Below are 19,407 nucleotides of genomic sequence, written 5' to 3' on the forward strand. Positions count from 1 at the left end.
CTCTCTCCGCATCGCGACGAGCATTGCCATGATCATCGACTGCCACGGCCACTACACCACCGCGCCCGCTGCGCACGATGCGTTTCGCAAGGCGCAGATTGCGCACTACACCGACGCCAGCGCGCCCGCGCCGGTGTACCCGGCCATCTCCGACGACGCGCTGCGCGAGAGCATCGAGCAACATCAGTTGCGCCTGCTCCGCGAACGCGGCGCGGACATGACCATCTTTTCGCCGCGTGCCAGCACCATGGCGCATCACATCGGCGACGAGGCGGTGAGCCAGGTGTGGACACGCCACTGCAACGACCTCATTGCCCGCGTGGTGCAGCTGTATCCCCACACCTTCATCGGCGTGTGTCAGTTGCCGCAGTCGCCGGGAGTGTCGATCGCCCACTCGATCGCCGAGCTGGAACGCTGTGTCACCGAGCTCGGGTTTGTCGGCTGCAACCTCAATCCCGATCCTTCCGGCGGCCACTGGACCGGGCTGCCCCTGACCGACCGCGCCTGGTACCCATTCTTCGAAAAAATGGTCGAGCTCGACGTGCCGGCAATGGTGCACGTGTCGGGCAGCTGCAACGCCAATTTCCACGCCACCGGCGCGCACTATCTCAACGCCGACACCACGGCCTTCATGCAGTTTCTGCAAGGCGACCTGTTCACCGACTTCCCGGATTTGCGCTTCATCATCCCGCATGGCGGTGGCGCGGTGCCCTATCACTGGGGACGCTTCCGCGGACTGGCCGACATGCTCGGCAAGCCACCGCTGTCCACGCATGTGATGCGCAATGTGTTCTTCGACACGTGTGTTTATCACCAGCCCGGCATCGACCTGCTGTTCGAGGTCATCGATATCGACAACATCCTGTTCGGCTCGGAAATGGTCGGCGCGGTGCGCGGCATCGACCCGCAGACCGGCCACTATTTCGACGACACCAAACGCTACATCGATGCATTGGCAATTTCCGCAGCCGACAAGCACAAGGTGTTCGAAGGCAATGCGCGGCGGGTGTATCCACGGCTGGATGCGCAATTGCGTGCGCGTGGGTTTTGACTGCGGCGTTGCACGGCGCACGTGCCGTATTGCTCCCTTCTCCCTGCGGGAGAGGGTGGCCCGAAGGGCCGGATGAGGGTACGTGCGAAGCCTCGTGTCATCCGTTCCCCAGTGGCTTCGCCCGAACCTCAGCCCAATCCCCGCTCCGCGCCCTGCCCGCGCTGGCAGCGCGGGCGCTCCAAGGTACGCGCGCCATGGCGCGCAAGCGGTGCCTTCTCGCCCCGAGGGGAGCGGCTTGGTCACGCACCGCTACCGATTTTGACCTTGGCCTTGGCTGGTTAAGCGCGAGGTGTTCGAGAGCAATGCGCGGCGAGTGTATCCGGCTGGATGCGCACCCGAGGGAGAGAGGAACGCCCCCTAACGCCGGCTAGGTGCAATCGAAAAATAATCGACGTATCCATCAAGAACGCCGCGAGCGATTCCCCCAAACGCAAACACCCGCCTTTCGGCGGGTGTTTGCTTGGATGCAGATCGTGTAATCGGTGGATTACTTGATCTTGCCTTCCTTGTACATGACGTGCTTACGCACGACGGGGTCGTACTTCATCATTTCCATCTTCCCCGGAGTGTTTTTCTTGTTCTTGTCCGTGGTGTAGAAGTGGCCGGTAGCGGCCGAGGAAATCATACGAATCTTGTCACGCTTGCCTTTTGCCATGACTGCTTACTCCTCAGACCTTTTCGCCGCGCGCACGCAGCTCTTTCAGAACGGCATCAATCCCGTTCTTGTCGATGGTGCGCAATGCATGCGCGGAAACACGGAGCTTCACCCAGCGGTTTTCGCTGGCGACCCAGAAACGGCGCTCGTGCAGGTTGGGCAGGAAGCGACGACGGGTTCTGTTGTTTGCGTGGGAGACGTTGTTACCCGTCTGCACACGCTTGCCGGACACTTGGCATACGCGGGACATTACGCACCTCGATAAAGTTTGGTGTCTTCCTTAGCCAGGAAAACGGCGGCCCCGACAGCCGCTTGGCTGCCACGCAACGTTGGGAATCAATCACTTAACGCTGGGAAGAGGCCGGCACCACATCGCGCTGGGTGCCGCCGTCCGGAACGATCCGGGCACAGCGAGCCGCGCATTATGCACGGCAATCCCTTGTGCTGCAAGCACTTAGGCCCGGCGCCGGTGGCGTGCGGCGGCACCTTGCGCACGCGGCCTGCGATGCGGCCTGCGATGCGGCCTGCCTGCCGCATCGCTTGTCGTCGTCGTCGCCAGCCCTCTCCTGCAGACGCAACGAGCAATGTACCGGCTGCTTGCGCGCGCCCGGGCCGCAGAAGAAACGCCGTGGCACTCCCGGGACAGGCCCCGAACCAGCATTGGCACGCGCCCGGCCGCGCTCATCGCCGCCCGGTCACACCCTGCGCCGCCGATGTGCCCCGGCGCGAGCAGGGCACGCTCACGCCCCGCCCCGCTGCGGAACAGCGACATCCGCTTGCACCGCACGCCCGGCCTTGTCCTGATGCAGCCAGCGATACAGCACCGGCAACACCAGCAACGTCAGCAGGGTGGACGAGACGATGCCGCCGATCACCACCGTGGCCAGCGGGCGCTGCACTTCAGCGCCGGCGCCCACGTTGAAGGCCATCGGCACGAAGCCCAGCGCGGCCACCAGGGCGGTCATCAACACCGGGCGCAAACGCGACAGCGCGCCTTCGCGCAGGGCCTGCTCCAGCGACATGCCTTCGGCACGCAGGCTGCGCACGAAGGCGATCATCACCAGGCCATTGAGCACCGCCACGCCCGACAATGCGATAAAGCCGACACCGGCGGAAATCGACAACGCCAGCCCGCGCAGCGCCAATGCCACCACGCCGCCGGTCAGTGCCAGCGGCACGCCGCTGAACACCACCAGCGCATCGCGCAGCGAGCCGAACGACCAGTACAGCAGCGCGAAGATCAGCAGCAAGGTGCCCGGCACCACCCAGGCCAGGCGCTGGCCGGCGGAGATCAGCTGCTCGAAGGTGCCGCCGTAGCCGATCCAGTAGCCGGTGGGCAGCTTGACCTGCGCCCGCACGCGCTGCTGCACCTCGGCGACAAAACCGCCCAGGTCGCGATCGCGCACGTTGGCGGTGATCACGATGCGGCGTTTGCCGTCTTCGCGATTGATCTGGTTGGGGCCGAGGACGGTCTCGATCCTGGCCACCTCGCGCAGCGGCACCGTGGTCGGTTCGCCACTGCGCCAGCCGGCGGCGCGGCTGGATTCGTCGGCATCGGCGCGCTCGCCATCGCCGCGCAACGGGATCGGCAGGTCCGCCAACGCGGTGGGGTCCTGCCGCAGGCCTTCGGGCAGGCGCACCACGATGTCGAAGCGGCGGTCGCCCTCGAACAACTGCCCGGCCGCCTGGCCGCCCACGGCTGCCGCGACGGTGTCCTGCACCACGCCGGGATTAAGCCCGTAGCCGGCCAGCGCGGCGCGGTCGGGCACCACCGCCAGCATCGGCAATCCGGTGGCCTGCTCCAGGCTCACATCGGCCGCGCCCGGCACCGCGCTGGCCACTTCCTGCACGCGTTGCCCGAGCCTGACCAATGTCTCCAGATCGTCGCCATAGACCTTGATCGCCACATCTGCACGCACGCCGGAAATGAGCTCGTTCATGCGCATCTGGATCGGCTGAGTGAACTCGTAGTTGTTGCCGGGCAATTGCTTGACCGCCTGCTCGATCTCGGCCAGCAACTGCGCCTTGGGCTTGCGCGGGTCCGGCCATCGATCGCGCGGATGCATGATCAAGAACGTATCGGCGACCGACGGCGGCATCGGGTCGGTCGCCACTTCGGCGGTACCGAGCTTGCCGAACACGTGCGCCACTTCCGGAAACTGCTTGATGCGTTTTTCCAGGGTGGATTGCATGGTGATGGCCTGTTCCAGGCTGGTGCCGGGAATACGCAAGGCATGCAGCGCGACATCGCCTTCATCCAGGTTCGGGATGAATTCGCTGCCCAGGCGCGTGGCCAGCACCGCGCACGCCGCTACCGTTGCCAGCGCCGCGATGCCCACCCAGCGCCCGTGCCGCAGCGCGCGATCCAGCAAGGGCGCATAGACGCCGCGCGCCCAGCGCATTGCGCGGTTTTCATGCTCGGCCACCTTGCCGCCCAGCAGCAACGCGATCGCTGCCGGCACGAAGGTCAACGACAGCAGCATCGCCCCGGTCAGTGCCAGCACCACGGTGATCGCCATCGGGTGGAACATCTTGCCTTCGATGCCGGTGAGCGCGAATACCGGCAGATACACCGCGGTGATGATGCCCAGGCCGAACAGGCTGGGACGGATCACCTCGGCGGTGGCCTCGGCGGTGAGCTCGAAACGCTCGTCGCGCTCGAGCACACGCCCCAGGCGCAATTGCGCGTCGCCGAAACGGCGCAGGCAGTTCTCCACGATGATCACCGCGCCATCGACGATCAAGCCGAAATCCAGCGCGCCCAGGCTCATCAGGTTGCCGGACACGCCACCGCGCACCATGCCGGTGAGCGTGAACAACATCGCCAGTGGAATCACTGCGGCCGTGATCAGGGCTGCGCGGACATTGCCCAGCAACAGGAACAACACCACGATCACCAGCAACGCGCCTTCGATCAGGTTCTTGGCGACGGTGACGATGGTGCGGTCCACCAGTGCGGTGCGGTCGTACACCGGCACCGCCTGCACGCCGGCCGGCAGGCTGGCGTTGGCCACGTCCAGGCGCTGTGCGGCGGCTTGCGCCACGCTGCGGCTGTTGGCGCCGACCAGCATGAACACCGTGCCCAGCACTACTTCGTTGCCGTCCTGGGTGGCGGCGCCGGTGCGTAGCTCGCGTCCTTCGCCCACCTGTGCCACATCGCGCACGCGGATCGGCACGCCTTCGCGTCGGTCCAGCACGATCGCGCCGATCTGCGCGATGTCGTCCACCTGCCCCGGCACGCGCACCAGAAACTGCTGACCGTTCCGTTCGATATAGCCGGCACCGAGATTGCGGTTGTTGGCCTCGACCGCCTGTGCGACGTCGTCCAGGGTAAAACCCAACGCCACCAGGCGCGCCGGATCGGGCGTGATATGGATCTGCCGCGCGTAGCCGCCGATGGTGTTGACCTCGGTCACGCCCGGTACATTGCGCAGCTGCGGGCGCACCACCCAATCCTGCAGGGTGCGCAGATCGGTCGCTGTCCACGCACTGCCATCGGGCTTGCGCGCATTCGGGTTGGCTTCGACCGTATACATGAAGATCTCGCCCAGCCCGGTGGCGATCGGCCCCAGTTGCGGCTCCAGCTCGGCCGGCAGTTGCGACTTGACCTGCTGCAAGCGCTCGGCCACCTGCTGCCGCGCGAAATACAAGTCGGTGCCATCGGCAAACACCGCCGTCACCTGCGACAACCCATAGCGCGACAACGAGCGCGTTGACTCCAGTCCCGGCAATCCCGCCAGCACGGTCTCCAACGGAAACGTCACCCGCTGCTCGGATTCCAGCGGCGAATAACCCGGCGCCGCGGTGTTGACCTGCACCTGCACGTTGGTGATGTCGGGCGTTGCATCGATCGGCAAGCGCGAAAAACTCCACGCGCCGATCGCAATCAACACGCCCGTCAAGGTCAGCATCAACCAGCGCTGCGCGATCGCGAACCGGATGATGTTAGTGAGCATGACGCGCACCTCCGCGCACACTCGGCGCAACTGCGTGCCCAGCCACACCGATCAGTGCGTGCGTGCCTGCGCCGCAACCGCGTCGATGACCGAAAAGACGTGTCGCTGAGGCACGGAAGCGCTGTTCGCACACACCTGCGTGCGGCCGAGGAAGCAGCAAACCGGAAACGCAGCGTTCAGTGATCATGCGAGGCCCCCGACTTTTCGATGTCGGCCTTCACCAGATAGCTCTGCTCCACCACCACCGTGTCGCCCGGCGCTACGCCGGACACCACTTCCACCTGCTGCGCATCGCGCGCGCCCAGCTTCACCGGCCGCGCTTCGTACACATCGCCCACCCGCACAAACACCACATCCCAATCGCGGAACCGCTGCAAGGCACCCGTCGGCACCACCATCGCCGCCGGTTGCTGCGCCACCGTGACTCGCGCCTTCACCGCAGATCCCGGCCGCCACAATCCGTCGGTATTGCGCAGCACCGCGCGCGCCACCGTGCTCTGGCTGGCCGTGGCGGTGCCTGGCAACACACGCTCCAGCGTGGTCTGCGCCACCACGCCATCGCTGATGCGCGTGACCGTCACCGGCGCACCGGCGGTGATGTGACCGGCGTCGGCGCCGAAGATGTGCAGATCCACCCACAAGGTGGACAGGTCGGCGATTTCGAACAACGTCTGGCCTTCGCCCGCGTTGCTGCCCAGGCTGGCATTGCGGGCGAGCACGGTGCCACCGATCGGTGCGCTCACCGAATAGGTGGTCAGGCTCAGATTGCTCTCCACCGTAGCCAGCACCTGGCCGGCGCGTACCTGATCGCCGACATTGGCGCGCAGGCTGCGCACCGGGCCGGGGAAACGCGCGGTGGCCTGCGCCTGCGCGCCTTCTGCGGGCGTGAGCAGGCCCTGCACCTCGTGTTGATCGGCGATGCTGCCGGCGCCCACCGGCGCCACGCGGATACCGGCGTCCTGGGCGATTTTGGCAGCGATGGTGGTGCGGCCTTCGTAGCTGGCATAGCGCCAGCGATGCGTCTTGCCCTGCACGGTGGCGCGCACGTCCACATCGAACGAATGCGGTTCGCCCACGGTGCTGTCGGCCAGCAGGCTGCCGTCGTCGCGTGGCCGCAACCGATGCACTTCATCGACGCCGCCGAGCCGCTTCAGATGCACTTCCACGCCACCGGCCGTGGCCGGCAACGGTTTGCCGTCGCGGTAGAGCCAGGCCTGGTAGGTGGGCGGTGTACCGTCTTCGGCGATCGCCAGCTCCACGCTGTCGCCGTCCTGGCTGAGCAGGCGCCCACCGTGTGCGCCTTTTTGTGCGTCTTCGCCATGTGCGCCGGCCTCGCCTTCGGCAGCATGCCCTGCGTGGTCGTCGTGCGACTCTTCGCTACTGCGGCCGCAGCCGCTCAGCAGCAGCGCCAACAGAAGCGGCGCCATCGAAAAGCGTGTCATCGGAATGGGTCCTGGTTGGCGCCGATGCAGTGCATCGGGCGAACGAATGGAGCTGGCTTGCGCTTGACGCGCGCCAGGCATGGGCGGTGCTTCGCGGCCGCTGGATGATGCAGTTGCGACTGCAGTTGCAGTTGCAGCAGATGCAACCGTGCGTACGCAGTCCGCGCGAAAAGATGGGAGGCGTCAGCGTTCATGGCCCCACTTGCGCGGCACTGTCGAGCACGAATGGCTGCCCGGTCAGGCGCTGGATCTCGATCAACGCGGTCTGCGCGTCCAGCGCCGCCGCCAGCTGCTGCTGGCGTGCATCGCTGCGCTGTGCCTGCAGCTGCGCCCAGTCCAGATAACTGGTGGCGCCGGCACGGTACGCGCGCTCGGCCGCGGCATCGGCGCGCGCAAGTGCGGGCAGCACATCGCTACGCATGCGCGCCACTTCCAGCTGCGCGGCGCGGTAACGGCCATGCGCGTCGGCCAGCGTGGCGTACAGCAGCAATGCCTGCGATTGGCGTTCGATGTCCAGCAACGACAGCTCCGCTTCGGCGGCGCGGATGTCCGGTTGCGCGCGCGCGGCGCTGCCCAGCGCCAGCGAGACGCTGCCCAGCAACGCGGTGGCGTCGTTGGCTTCGAGCCGGCGCACGCCCACCTGCCAGTCCAGGTCCGGGCGCGCCTGGCTGCGTGCCAGCCGCACCCGCGCCTCGCGCACGCGCTGCTCGCCGTTCAAGCGCGCCAGTTCGGGCGTGGCATCGAGCAGCTGCACCAGCACCTCGAACTCGGGAATCGCCGGCAGCTGCAATGGGTCGCCAGTGACATCGCCGAAGTCCGGCGCACGCTGCCCCCACAGCACCGCCAGCTGGCGGCGTGCGGCCGCCTCTTCCAGTTGCGCGCGGTCGCGATCGAGCTCCGCACGTGCCTGCAAGGCCTGCGCGGTCAACACCACCGACTCCGGCGAGGCGCCGGCCTGCAGCCGCTGACGCGCGGCGGCCACGGTGCGCTGGCGTTGCGCCAGGGTCTCCAGCGCGACGGTGCGGCGCTGGCGGGCGGCGGTGATGGCCAGGTAACGCCGCGCCACCTCGGCCAGCACGTCCAGCCGCGCGATCGCCCGTTGCGGTGCCAGCACATCGATACGGGCCTGGGCCAGCGTGCGCCGCGCATCCAGTTTGCCGCCGCGTTCCAGCACGCCGGCCAGGGTGACGGTGAGTTCGGCCTGGTCCAGCGCGCGGGTCGGGCCGCTGCCGAACACGTTTTCCAGTTCGGCACCGATGCGCAACGGCGGACGCAGCGCGTCGCGTTCGGCTTCGGCGGTGAGGACGGCACGCTGGCCATCGGCCAGGCGCAGGTCGGGGTGCTGCAGGGCGACGCGCGCGATGGCGTCGTCCAGGGTCAGCACGGGTTTGGGCGATACGTCCTGCGCCATGGCGCACGGCACGACCGCGAAGACGGCAATCGCCGTCAGTCGCAACCACATGAGGGTGTCTCCGGAATCGGGATCGATGGACAGGCCGGCAGCTGCCGGCGAGGCATCAGGCCGCGATCGGGGGACGCAATCCGGTCTCGCTCAGGTGCGAGCGGTAGTGCGCAAACACGGCCACGGGCCGGGCGTGCGCGTGCGTGGACAACGGCAGCCAGGCCAGCGCCGGCAAGACAGCCGGATTCTGGCCGTGGCAGTAGCCGCTATGCATCAGGGCGTGCATCAGGCCGGCCCCATCGCGCTCGCCGGCATCGCCTTCGTCGGCGCCGTCATGGCCATGCGGCGCGGTGTCTTCCAGATGCATCTGGTCGTGCGCCAATGCATGCACATCGCCCAATGCGCAGGCCACCGGCGCCACCAGCACGCCCAGCGCCAGCACTGCCAGCGCCATCAGGCGCAGCAAGGGGTGCAACAGGCGGGCGCGACGCAGCAGCATGGGCGCAGCGTATAGAGCCCAGGGTGGTTACACAATTGCATGCGGGTGTGGCGTGGCTCTTTCTGCTCGGATGCTCTTTCTGCTCGGATGCTCTGTCTGCTCGGATACTCTTAAAGCGTGGTGGGTCGAGGGCGCGGTGCCCTCACCGCTCGCGGGACACGCCGTCAACCCGTCCATGGGGGCTCGGTGGCGGCATCCATGCCGCCAACGGTCCCGCAATCGGTAAGGGCACCGCACCAGACAATTGGCTGGTGGCTTGTTGAAGAGCGAAGAAACAGCGTCGCAAGTTTGCTGATCGCTTGTTGAAAACTCTGCACACCGACCAACTCGACTGGTCCTTGCGCGCCCACCGTCGCGGGACCCTTGGCGGCATGGATGCCGCCACGGAGCTACATGGACGTACTTGCAGCGTGTCCCGCGATGGTGGGCGGGCAAGGGCCCTGCAGCAAACTCGCAGCCTCGGTCGAGTGGGCGGTGCCCTCACCGCTCGCGGCATCCCAACTCGATGCCCTCAGACGCCGTTACCAGCACATCACGGTGCGTTGGCAGCGGCTGGCTTGGACTTGATCGGGCGTGCCTTGCTCTCGGCGATGAAGGCGCGCACCTGCTGCTCCAGCACTGGCAGGGTGACCGAACCCTGCTTCAGCACCACGTCGTGGAACGCCTTGATGTCGAAGCGCTCGCCCAGTTGCTGTTCGGCCTCGGCGCGCAGCTTGACGATGCTGATCTCGCCCAGCTTGTAGCTCAGCGCCTGGCCCGGCCATGAGATGTAGCGGTCCACCTCGGTGGTGACTTCGTGCTCGCTGAGTGCGGTGCGGTCGCGCAGGTAGGCCAGCGCTTGCGCGCGGCTCCAGCCGTCGTGGTGCACGCCGGTGTCGATGACCAGCCGGCAGGCACGCCACATTTCGTAGGTGAGCCGACCGAATTCTTCATAAGGCGTCTCGTAGATACCCATCTCCTGGCCGAGCTTTTCGGTGTACAGCGCCCAGCCTTCGCCATAGGCGGAGATATAGTTTTCGCGGCGGAACGCGGGCTGCTCGCCCTGCTCCAGCGCCAGCGAGCCCTGCAGCGAATGCCCGGGCGAGGACTCGTGCAAGGTCAACGCCGGCAGGTTGTACAGCGGCCGCGATGGCAGGTTGTAGGTGTTGACCCAATACGTCGTGGCGCCACCGCGGCCGGCGGTCCAGAACGGGGCGATATCGTCGGGTACCGGCTTGATGGTGAAGCGCCCGCGCGGCAGGGTGCCGATGAACTTGCCCACCTGCCCGTCCACGCGCTTGGAGATCCACGCCGCGCGATCGAGCAACTCCTGCGGGGTCTTGGCGTAGAACTGCGGGTCGGTGCGCAGGAAGGTGAGGAACTGCGCGAAGCTGCCCTTGAAACCCACCTGCTTGATGATGGCATTCATCTGCGACTGGATGCGCGCCACTTCGTCCAGGCCGATCCGGTGGATCTGCTCAGGGCTCAGCTCCAGCGTGGTGTATTCGCGGATCTGCTGGCGATAGAAGGCCTCGCCGTCGGGCAATGCTTCGGCCGCCAGCGTCGTGCGCGCCTTGGGCATGTAGTCGTTGCGGAAGAAGGCCAGCAACTTGCTGTACGCCGGAAGGACGGCCGTGCTCAGCGCGGCCTTGGCCTGTTCGCGTAGTTGCGCCTGTTCGGCGGCGGGGATCTGCGAAGGCAGCTGCTTGAACGGCGCGTAGAAGGTCGATTCGGTGGGGTCCTTGACCTCGGCGATGGTGGCGATGGAGACATCGCGCCCATCGAGCACCGCGCGCGGCACGCTGAACCCGCGCGCCAGGCCGGCGCGCATGTTGACCATCTGTTGGTCGAAATAGCGCGGCACATCGTTCAGGCGCGCGATGTAGGCGCGGTATTCGGCAGCGGTCTTCATCGGCCGCTGCGCCATGAAGCCCAAGTTCGACCAGAACGAGCTATCGGAGTTGAACGGCATTTCGTACAGGCGCAGGCGCACGTCGGCGGCCAGGTTTTCCACCTGTGGGCGGTAGATGGCGAAGTTGATCTGGTTGGCCGGCGAGAGCTGCTTCGGGTCGATACCGTCGAGCTGCTTGAGCACGCCGTCCCACACCGCCAGGCGCGCCTGCTGGGCGGCCGCGCTGACATCCGGCAGATGCGTGTTGTCGCCGGTGGTGTCGCTGTCTTCGTCGGCCTGCCCGGTTTCGGCCTGCCGCCAAGCCCACTCTTTTTCGTAGATCGCGCGGAAGCGTGCATCGGCGGGCGCTTCGGCGGTGAGCGTGGCCGGCGCGGGCGGCGTGGCGGCCTGCGCGGAAGCGACGAACGAGGTGCCCAGCAGGGCGAGCGAGAGTGCGACGGCGAGCGGAGAGGTCACGTGCGGAAAGCCTGATCTGGAGCGAACGCCCGATCATGGCAGCCCACGCCCGCGCTGCCATGGGCCGGAAGTCCCAATGCGGGCAGACGCGCTGTGGTGGCTGTTGAGCTCCCTCGCCTGCCTTGGAGAGCGTGTGGGGCTGTTGAGCTGATTGGCCGGAGTGTCATGCACTGCCCCCATCCGCCCTGCGGGCACCTTCCCCCGCAGGCGGGGGAAGGGACCTGGTGGTTGTCGAGGGTTGTTTGGTTGTCTTTCCGCCGGGGCGGAGCACTGCCGTCTTTCTACCGGGCGGAGCAACTGACGTTACTGGCGAGGTCGGTCTTGCCCCCTCTCCCGCCTGCGGGAGAGGGCTGGGGTGAGGGCCGCTTGAGGCCGATCGGCGTCGCCTCGGCTCAGGCCTTGCGCACCACCACCAGATGCCGCTCGCCCTCCAGGCCGGGCACCTGCAGCGGATGCACCTCGCTCATGGTCCAGCCGGCAGGCAATGCGGCGATTTCCTCGTGCGGATAGACGCCCTTCATTGCCAGCAGGCTGCCGCCCCGGCGCAACAGGTGGCCGCCGACATTGATGATGCCGGCCAGCGTGTCCAGCGCGCGCGCGGTGAGGTGGTCGTAGGCGGCCGGCTCGTCCAGCGCTTCGGCGCGCGATTCGGCCACCCGCGCATTGCGCAGCTCCAGGTGACGCAGGGTCTCGCGCATGAAGCGGGCCTTCTTGCCGTTGCTTTCCACCAGAGTCACCTGCAGTTGCGGGCGGGTGATGGCCAGCGGGATGCCGGGCAGGCCGGGGCCGGTACCCAGGTCGGCAAGGGTGCCGCTGGCGATGTAGGGCTGCATGGCCAGGGAATCGAGCAGGTGGCGGGTGACCATCTCGCGTGGGTCGCGCACGGCGGTGAGGTTGTAGGTCTTGTTCCAGCGCACCAGCAGGGCCAGGTAACGCAGCAGCGGCGCGGCGAAGGCCGCATCCAGGGATTGGGCCTGCAGGCCGCGCTCGAGCGCGGCGGAGACATCGGGGGCGAGTGCGGCATCGTTCATGGCGCGATTATCGCAGCTGGGGTGTCGTGCGGGCGCGCGTGTGCAGGCGAGGATGCTGCCGGGTTGTCCGGGCCGACCCGGCCGACGCCTCTTCGCAACGCTGGACACACGCGCTGGACCCACCGCAATGGACACGTGCCGGTAAGACAGCGGCGCTATATCTGGACACCGCTGCCAGAGCTTGGAGAACGCCATGCCCGCCTCCGATCGCGCCCGCCGCCGCCTCCTGCAAGGATTGGGTGCCGGCCTGTTGCTGCCAGCCACTGCCGGCTGGTCCGCGCGCAGCCTGGCCGCGCCTTCCGGGCGCCCACTGATCACCGACGGAGTGCAGAGCGGCGATGCGCTGGAAGACCGCGCGATGCTATGGAGCCGTGCAGATCGGCCGGCGCGGATGCGGGTGGAATGGGACACGCGCCCCAGCCTGCGCCAGGCACGCCGGGTCGATGGACCGATGGCGGTGGCCGCCCACGATTTCACTGCGCGCGTGGACCTGAGCGGCCTGCCGCGTGATCAGGACATCTTCTACCGGGTGCGCTTCGAGGACGCCGACAGCGGGGTACTGAGCGCGCCGGTACATGGCCATCTGCGCAGCGCGCCGCGGACACGGCGCGACGTGCGTTTTGTCTGGAGCGGCGACACGGTCGGCCAGGGCTTCGGCATCAATCCGGACATCGGCGGCATGCGCATCTACAGCGCCATGCGCGAACGCAACCCGGATTTCTTCCTGCACAGCGGCGACACCATCTACGCCGACAGCCCGGTTCCGGCCGAACTCACCGTCGAAGACGGCAAGCGCTGGCGCAACCTCACCACTGCGGCCAAGAGCAAGGTGGCCGAAACGCTGGACGAATTCCGCGGCAATTACCGGTACAACCTGCTGGACGAGCATGTGCGCCGTTTCAATGCCGAGGTGCCGCAACTGTGGCAATGGGACGACCACGAAACCACCAACAACTGGTCGCCCGGCAAGCAGCTGGATGCGCGCTACCAGGTGCGCGAGATCGACGTGCTGGCCCAACGCGCGCGCCAGGCCTTCCTGGAATACGCACCGCTGCGCAGCGTGCGCGCCGATGGCAACGGGCGCATCTACCGCAAGATCGCCTACGGCCCGTTGCTGGACGTGTTCGTGCTGGACATGCGCAGCTACCGCGGCGCCAACAGCGACAACCTGCAACCGCAACCCGGCCCCGATGCCGCCTTTCTCGGGCCGGAGCAATTGGCGTGGCTGCAGCGCGAATTGGCCGGCTCGCGCGCGCAGTGGAAGGTGATTGCCGCCGACATGCCGATCGGCCTGCAGGTGCCCGATGGCGAAGATGCGACCGGGCGCCCGCGCTGGGAAGCGATCGCCAATGGCGATGACGGCGTGCCGCGTGGCCGTGAGCAGGAAATTGCCACGCTGCTGCGCTTCATCAGCCGTGCGCGCATCCGCAACACGGTGTGGCTCACTGCCGACGTGCATTACTGCGCAGCCCATTACTACCACCCCGACCGCGCCGCGTTTCAGCAGTTCGAGCCGTTCTGGGAATTCGTCGGCGGCCCGCTCAATGCCGGCAGCTTCGGACCGAACGCGCTGGATGCCACCTTCGGCCCCACGGTGGTGTTCCAGAAGGCGCCGCCTGCACCCAATACCTCACCGTTGGCCGGGTACCAGTTCTTCGGCGAGGTGGAGATCGATGGCGCCAGCGGCGTGCTGACGGTGACCTTGCGCGACCTGGATGGCGTGGCACAGTTCCGTCAGCCGATCCTGCCGTATGGCGCGGGGCCTCACGCGGCCGCGTGAGGGTAGAGCGCCAGCGCGGCGCGGCACTGCGGTGCGGCCCACCATTCGTGCAGCTGCCAGCGCGCGGCCTGGCCTAGCGCTGGGTCGCACCACCGCAACTGCAGGGCGCCATCGGCGGCCAGCGCGTAGGCCAGCCGATGCAGGCCGAACGACAGGCCGTGGCCATGCGCCTTGAGCAGGGCTTCCTTGGCGCACCACAGACGAAAGAACAGCGCCTGCTGTGCGTCCGCCGGCAAGGCGGCCAGCAGCGCCAGTTCGTCGGGGTGGAAGAAGCGATGCGCGATCTCCAGCAGGCGCGGGCGCGGGCGGATCCGCTCCAGGTCCACGCCCAGCCGCACGCCCTGCCCCAGCCCCACCAGCAGGTAATCGCCGCTGTGGCTCCAGCCGGTATCCCAGTCCGGCAAGGCCGGTTGCAGGGTCGGGCGGCCCCGTGCGTCACGTTGCAATGGCACCTGCGCCGGATCCAGGCCCAATGCCGGGCCCAGCAGCTGCCGCGCCTGCGGCTCGCCGCGTTCGCCGGGCCGGTGCGGCCGTAGCCAGAGCTGCACCGGGCCGTGCTGCCAGCTTGCGTACGCTGTCACGCGCCGCCCACCAACCCAACTGCTTCGCCAGCCCGGCGGCCGCGCTCGACAGCTGCTTCACGGCGCGATGCGTCCAATGGCGCCCATGCACCACGTCGGGTGCACAGACATGAGGAGATCGGCAACATGGGCATCATCATTTGGTTGATCGTCGGCGGCATCGTGGGGTGGCTGGCCAGCATCATCATGCGTCGCGATGCGCAGCAGGGCATCATTCTCAATGTGGTCGTCGGCATCGTGGGTGCGCTGATTGCCGGTTTTCTGTTCGGCGGTGGCATCAACCAAGCCATCACCCTGTGGACCTTCGTCTGGTCGCTGGTGGGCGCGGTGATCCTGCTGGCCATCGTCAACCTGTTTACCCGCGGCCGCGTGCGCTGATCGGCGCAGCATCGGTTGCCACGACGCCCGGGCCCGCCCGGGCGTCGTCGTTTCAGCGACCGGTGGCGGCGCGGTCAGCAGGATGGTTGACGCCATCTTCCACCGGCACCGCGATGTTCAGCGCATACGGATTGACGCCTTCCAGGCAACCGACGTTGTAGCCGTATTCGTTGGGATTGGAACGGCGCCGATGATGGGTGTAGATGCCGCACACGCCGCAGAAGTAATGCGCGGCGGCGTGGGTATTGAACTGATACAGCCGTAGCGCGTCCTGGCCTTGCACCACGTGCAGGCCGTCGAGGGTGACCGAGGCGACGATGGCGCCACGTCGGCGACACATCGAGCAATCGCAACGGCGCGGGTCGAGCAGGCCGTGCGGCAACTCCAGATCGATCTGCACTGCGCCGCAATGGCAACTCAAGCGGTGCACCGGCCCCAGCGTGACATCGCCCACCTTGTGGGTACTGCGACGCAGATGACGCTCGCTCATGCGCCTGCCTCCGCCAGCCGCACCCAGGCCGGCGCATGGTCGCTGGGACGCTCCCAGGTGCGCGGTTCGCGGTCGATGCCCGATTCAACGGCACGCACGCGCAAGGCTTCCGACACCAGGGTCAGGTCGATACGCAGGCCGAGATTGCGGCGGAACCCGGCCTGGCGGTAATCCCACCAACTGAACTGCTCGGCTTCATCGTGATGCAACCGGAATGCATCGTGCAGGCCCAGCGCCAGCAGTTTTTGCAACGCGGCGCGTTCGGCAGTGGAGGTGAGGATGTGGTGCTCGTTCCACACCGTCGCATCGTGTACGTCGCGCGCATCCGGGGCGATGTTGAAGTCGCCCAGCACCACCAGCTGCGGATACCGCTGCAGCTCTTGCGCGATCCAGTCGTGCACCGCATCCAGCCAGCGCAGCTTGTAGGCATATTTCTCGGTGCCCACGTCCTGGCCATTGACCACGTACAGGTTGACGATGCGCACGCCGTCCACGGTGGCGGCGATCACGCGTTGCTGCACGTCGTCGAAGCCCGGAATACCCATCTGCACGTCCAGCGCCGGCGAGCGCGACAGGATCGCCACGCCGTTATAGGTCTTCTGGCCGCAGAACACGCTGCGGTAACCCAGGGCAGCCAGCGCCGCATCCGGGAACTTGTGGTCTTCCAGCTTGGTTTCCTGGACGCCCACCACGTCCGGCGCAAACGCGCCGAGCCACTGTTGCAGGTGCGGCAGGCGCACGTTGAGCGAATTGACGTTCCAGGAGGCGATTTTCATGGAGGGGGCCGTGGTCCAAACCGCCAATGGTACCGCGCCGCCCGCGCATGCCTCAGGGCCGGGCCGAAAGACGTCACGAGCTGGTCGGGGCCGGGCGCAGGCGCTACGCCTGCACGGTCGGCGCAGCGACACAGCCGGTGAGGCGCAGCACTTCCGGCGATGCATCGCCACGTCAGCCGGCGCCGCTGCACGCGGCCGCACTCCCCGGGCGGTTCCATTGCCAGACTGTGCACGTGCCCTTGCCGCAATGAGGCTGCCGCAGCCGCGCGCCTGCGCGTCGCGCTGCAAGGCGTGGCTGCCATGCCGGCACCGGGCGCGCAGCGATAGCGCCAAAACGCAAGACGCCGGCACAAGGCCGGCGTCTGCGATCACCTGTACAACGCCGCACTCAGTGACCCGAGGCACCACTGGCACCCAGACCGGTTTCGGCGCGGATCTGCTGCGCCTTGAACGCGGCGCGCTCATTGGCCGCCTGCGGGCTGTGATCCAGGATCGAGAACAGCCAGATGCCGACGAAGCCGATGATCATCGAGAACAGCGCCGGCGAGGTGTACGGGAAGGGCGCCGAACCGGCCGCGTTGCCCAGCGTGTCCACCCACACCGACGGCGACAGTACGGTGAGCACCAGCGAGGACACCAGCCCCAGGAAGCCACCGGTCACCGCGCCGCGCGTGGTGCAGTTCTTCCACAGCAGCGACAGGATCAGCACCGGGAAGTTGGCCGAGGCGGCGATGGCGAAGGCCAGCGACACCATGAAGGCCACGTTCTGCTTCTCGAACACGATGCCCAGCAGCACCGCGATCACGCCCAGCACCAGGGTGGTGGCGCGCGAGACCTTTAGCTCCGAGCCCGGCGCCGGATTGCCCTTCTTGAGCACCGTGGCGTACAGGTCGTGCGACACCGCCGACGCGCCGGACAGGGTCAACCCTGCGACCACCGCCAGGATGGTGGCGAAGGCCACCGCCGAGATGAAGCCCATGAACACGTTACCGCCGACCGCATTGCCGACCAGCACCGCCGCCATGTTGGCTGCACCCTTGCCGCCGTGGATGGTGCCGGTGGTGACGTCCGCAAACTGCGGGTTGGTCAGCACCAGCGCGATCGCACCGAAGCCGATGATGAAGATCAGGATGTAGAAGTAGCCAATCCAGGTGGTGGCCCACAGCACCGACTTGCGTGCCTGCTTGGCATCGGGAACGGTGAAGAAGCGCATCAGGATGTGCGGCAGGCCGGCGGTGCCGAACATCAGCGCCATGCCGAACGAGATCGCCGAGATCGGGTCCTTCACGAAGCCGCCCGGGCCCATGATCGACAGGCCGGCCTTGGCCGCGTCCTCCGGCGATGCACCGCCGTTGGCCGCAATCGCGGTCTTCACCCGCACGCCCTCGGCAAACAGCGCCTCGAAGCTGAAGTTGAAGTGCCACATGATCGCCACGGCCATGAAGGTCACGCCGGTCAGCAGCAACACGGCCTTGATGATCTGCACCCAGGTGGTGGCGGTCATGCCGCCGAACAGCACGTAGACCATCATCAGCACGCCGACCAGGGTCACCGCGACCCAGTAGTCCAGGCCGAACAGCAGCTTGATCAGCGCACCGGCGCCGACCATCTGCGCGATCAGGTAGAACAGCACCACCACCAGCGTGCCCGACGCGGCAAAGCTGCGGATCGCGGTCGGCGCGAAGCGATAACCGGCCACGTCGGCGAAGGTGTACTTGCCGAGGTTGCGCAGCCGTTCGGCCATCAGGAAGGTCAGGATGGGCCAGCCGACCAGAAAGCCGATCGCATAGATCAGGCCGTCGTAGCCGTTGGCCATCACCGCGGCGGTGATGCCCAGGAACGAGGCCGCCGACATGAAGTCGCCGGCGATGGCCAGGCCGTTCTGGAAGCCGGTGATGCCGCCGCCGGCAGTATAGAAGTCGGCGGCCGACTTGGTCTTGGCCGCTGCCCATTTGGTGATCCACAAGGTGCCCAGCACGAAGAAGCCGAACATGCCGATCGCCACCCAGTTGGTGGGCTGCTTGTCGGCCTGACCGATGTCACCGCCGGCGGCCAGCGCGATACCGGCCGGCAGCAGGCCGGCCAGGATCAGGAGAAGGCGCGAAGTCTTGCTCATTTGCGGGCGTCCTCCAGGATCTGCGCGGTCAGCTGGTCGTAGGTGTTGTTGGCGCGACGCACGTAGATGGCGGTGATGATGATGGTGAACACCATCACCCCGATCGCGATCGGAATGCCGATCGAGGTCACCCCCTCGCCGATGGGCTTGGCAAGGAATTCCTTGTCGAAGGCAATCAGGCCGATGTAGCCGTAGTAGGCCAGCAACATCAGCACGGTCAGCGTCCAGCCCAGCGTGTTGCGTTGGCGTTTGAGCGCGTGGTACTTCGGATTGGCATCGATCTTGGCGATCAGTGCGTCATTCGAGACGGTCATGGTCTGTCTCCTGGAGTGCGGGCGGCACGGCCCGCCCACATGCGTGGCGGGCGGCCGGCGGGGTGAACCTTAGAAGCTGTACTTGGTGGTGAACTGCAGACGCGAGATGTCGCCGGAGTCGCCGTTTTCGGCTTCGCGGCGGCCGTACATCAGCTCTGCACCCACATCCACCTTGGGCAGCGGCGAATAGAAGACGTTGGCACGCAGGCTCTGCTGCGACTTGCTGGCAAGCCCGCCGGTGTTGGCCAGGCTGTGGTCGTAATCCACCCGCGAATACATGATGGTGCTGCGTAGCTTGGCGCTGTAGTCGTGGCGCCACGCCACCCAGCCGGCCACGGTGCTGACGGTGTGGATGTTGCCCTCCACATCCAGCTCCACGTCCGAACCGTTGCCCAGGCCCAGATAGCGCCCCAGGCCTTCGCCGTAGCTGAGCTGGTAGCGCAGGTCGTTGCTGGAATTGATGATCCAGCGGCCGCCGCCGGCGATGGCGCCGCCGAACTCGGTGTCGTTGGTCAGCGCGCTGCGGGTGCGGTACTGGCGTGCGATGGCCGACAGGCCGAACGTGCCCCAGGTGCCCTTCCAGTTGTAG

Annotated in this window: 16 protein-coding genes and 1 pseudogene; 3 read left to right on the plus strand and 14 right to left on the minus strand. The window is 67.1% G+C overall.

Features of this window, described 5'->3' with window-relative positions; genetic code table 11:
* Window positions 1-28 precede the first annotated feature (28 nt).
* Window positions 29-1,051: an amidohydrolase family protein gene (locus tag OZ10_RS12495; RefSeq protein ID WP_039565171.1), complete on the plus strand. Its 1,023-nt coding sequence runs from the start codon at window positions 29-31 to the stop codon at window positions 1,049-1,051.
* Between the two features lie 487 nt (window positions 1,052-1,538).
* Here OZ10_RS12495 and rpmG read toward each other — a convergent pair whose 3' ends face one another.
* From rpmG to rsmG, 8 genes are all read right to left on the minus strand, one after another.
* The gene (rpmG, locus tag OZ10_RS12500; protein ID WP_002809462.1) at window positions 1,539-1,706 is read right to left on the minus strand and encodes a 50S ribosomal protein L33; all 168 of its coding nucleotides are present in this window, start codon (window positions 1,704-1,706) and stop codon (window positions 1,539-1,541) included.
* A 13-nt stretch (window positions 1,707-1,719) separates the two neighbouring features.
* Window positions 1,720-1,956 carry a 50S ribosomal protein L28 gene (gene rpmB / locus OZ10_RS12505; protein ID WP_002809459.1) on the minus strand — a complete coding sequence of 79 codons (237 nt, stop codon included), beginning with the start codon at window positions 1,954-1,956 and terminating at the stop codon, window positions 1,720-1,722.
* Between the two features lie 490 nt (window positions 1,957-2,446).
* Window positions 2,447-5,662 carry an efflux RND transporter permease subunit gene (locus OZ10_RS12510; RefSeq protein WP_039565186.1) on the minus strand — a complete coding sequence of 1,072 codons (3,216 nt, stop codon included), beginning with the start codon at window positions 5,660-5,662 and terminating at the stop codon, window positions 2,447-2,449.
* Between the two features lie 176 nt (window positions 5,663-5,838).
* Complete coding sequence (locus OZ10_RS12515; RefSeq protein WP_039565174.1) at window positions 5,839-7,104, minus strand: efflux RND transporter periplasmic adaptor subunit; 1,266 nt, start codon at window positions 7,102-7,104, stop codon at window positions 5,839-5,841.
* Window positions 7,105-7,294: 190 nt separating this feature from the next.
* The gene (locus tag OZ10_RS12520) at window positions 7,295-8,566 is read right to left on the minus strand and encodes a TolC family protein (RefSeq protein ID WP_039565176.1); all 1,272 of its coding nucleotides are present in this window, start codon (window positions 8,564-8,566) and stop codon (window positions 7,295-7,297) included.
* Window positions 8,567-8,621: 55 nt separating this feature from the next.
* Entirely contained in the window at window positions 8,622-9,005 is a 384-nt protein-coding gene (locus tag OZ10_RS12525) for a hypothetical protein (protein WP_039404961.1), read from the minus strand.
* 532 nt (window positions 9,006-9,537) lie between these two features.
* Complete coding sequence (locus OZ10_RS12530; protein WP_039565178.1) at window positions 9,538-11,352, minus strand: DUF885 domain-containing protein; 1,815 nt, start codon at window positions 11,350-11,352, stop codon at window positions 9,538-9,540.
* A gap of 392 nt (window positions 11,353-11,744) precedes the next feature.
* Window positions 11,745-12,383, minus strand: coding sequence for a 16S rRNA (guanine(527)-N(7))-methyltransferase RsmG (gene rsmG / locus OZ10_RS12535; protein ID WP_039404966.1), 639 nt, complete (start codon window positions 12,381-12,383; stop codon window positions 11,745-11,747).
* A gap of 193 nt (window positions 12,384-12,576) precedes the next feature.
* On the opposite strand from rsmG, the gene OZ10_RS12540 reads away from it, so the two are divergent.
* Window positions 12,577-14,163: an alkaline phosphatase D family protein gene (locus OZ10_RS12540; RefSeq protein ID WP_039404969.1), complete on the plus strand. Its 1,587-nt coding sequence runs from the start codon at window positions 12,577-12,579 to the stop codon at window positions 14,161-14,163.
* Here OZ10_RS12540 and OZ10_RS12545 read toward each other — a convergent pair.
* Complete coding sequence (locus tag OZ10_RS12545; RefSeq protein ID WP_039404971.1) at window positions 14,148-14,744, minus strand: 4'-phosphopantetheinyl transferase family protein; 597 nt, start codon at window positions 14,742-14,744, stop codon at window positions 14,148-14,150. The two genes, OZ10_RS12540 and OZ10_RS12545, sit on opposite strands and share 16 nt — an antisense overlap.
* A gap of 126 nt (window positions 14,745-14,870) precedes the next feature.
* Here OZ10_RS12545 and OZ10_RS12550 point away from each other — a divergent pair, with 126 nt between their 5' ends.
* The gene (locus OZ10_RS12550) at window positions 14,871-15,122 is read left to right on the plus strand and encodes a GlsB/YeaQ/YmgE family stress response membrane protein (RefSeq protein WP_039404974.1); all 252 of its coding nucleotides are present in this window, start codon (window positions 14,871-14,873) and stop codon (window positions 15,120-15,122) included.
* A 52-nt stretch (window positions 15,123-15,174) separates the two neighbouring features.
* Here OZ10_RS12550 and OZ10_RS12555 read toward each other — a convergent pair whose 3' ends face one another.
* The 5 genes and pseudogenes from OZ10_RS12555 to OZ10_RS12575 form a co-directional block, all read right to left on the minus strand.
* The gene (locus OZ10_RS12555) at window positions 15,175-15,612 is read right to left on the minus strand and encodes a GFA family protein (RefSeq protein ID WP_039404977.1); all 438 of its coding nucleotides are present in this window, start codon (window positions 15,610-15,612) and stop codon (window positions 15,175-15,177) included.
* Entirely contained in the window at window positions 15,609-16,388 is a 780-nt protein-coding gene (xth, locus tag OZ10_RS12560) for an exodeoxyribonuclease III (protein WP_039404980.1), read from the minus strand. The genes OZ10_RS12555 and xth overlap by 4 nt, the downstream gene beginning before the upstream one ends.
* A gap of 388 nt (window positions 16,389-16,776) precedes the next feature.
* Window positions 16,777-18,504, minus strand: coding sequence for a cation acetate symporter (locus OZ10_RS12565; RefSeq protein WP_039404984.1), 1,728 nt, complete (start codon window positions 18,502-18,504; stop codon window positions 16,777-16,779).
* Entirely contained in the window at window positions 18,501-18,818 is a 318-nt protein-coding gene (locus OZ10_RS12570; protein WP_039404987.1) for a DUF485 domain-containing protein, read from the minus strand. Before OZ10_RS12570 ends, OZ10_RS12565 begins: the two co-directional genes overlap by 4 nt.
* Before the next feature lie 69 nt (window positions 18,819-18,887).
* Window positions 18,888-19,407: pseudogene (locus OZ10_RS12575) on the minus strand (DcaP family trimeric outer membrane transporter); the annotation flags it as partial.

This window comes from Xanthomonas cannabis pv. cannabis (assembly GCF_000802365.1).
GTDB lineage: Bacteria > Pseudomonadota > Gammaproteobacteria > Xanthomonadales > Xanthomonadaceae > Xanthomonas > Xanthomonas cannabis.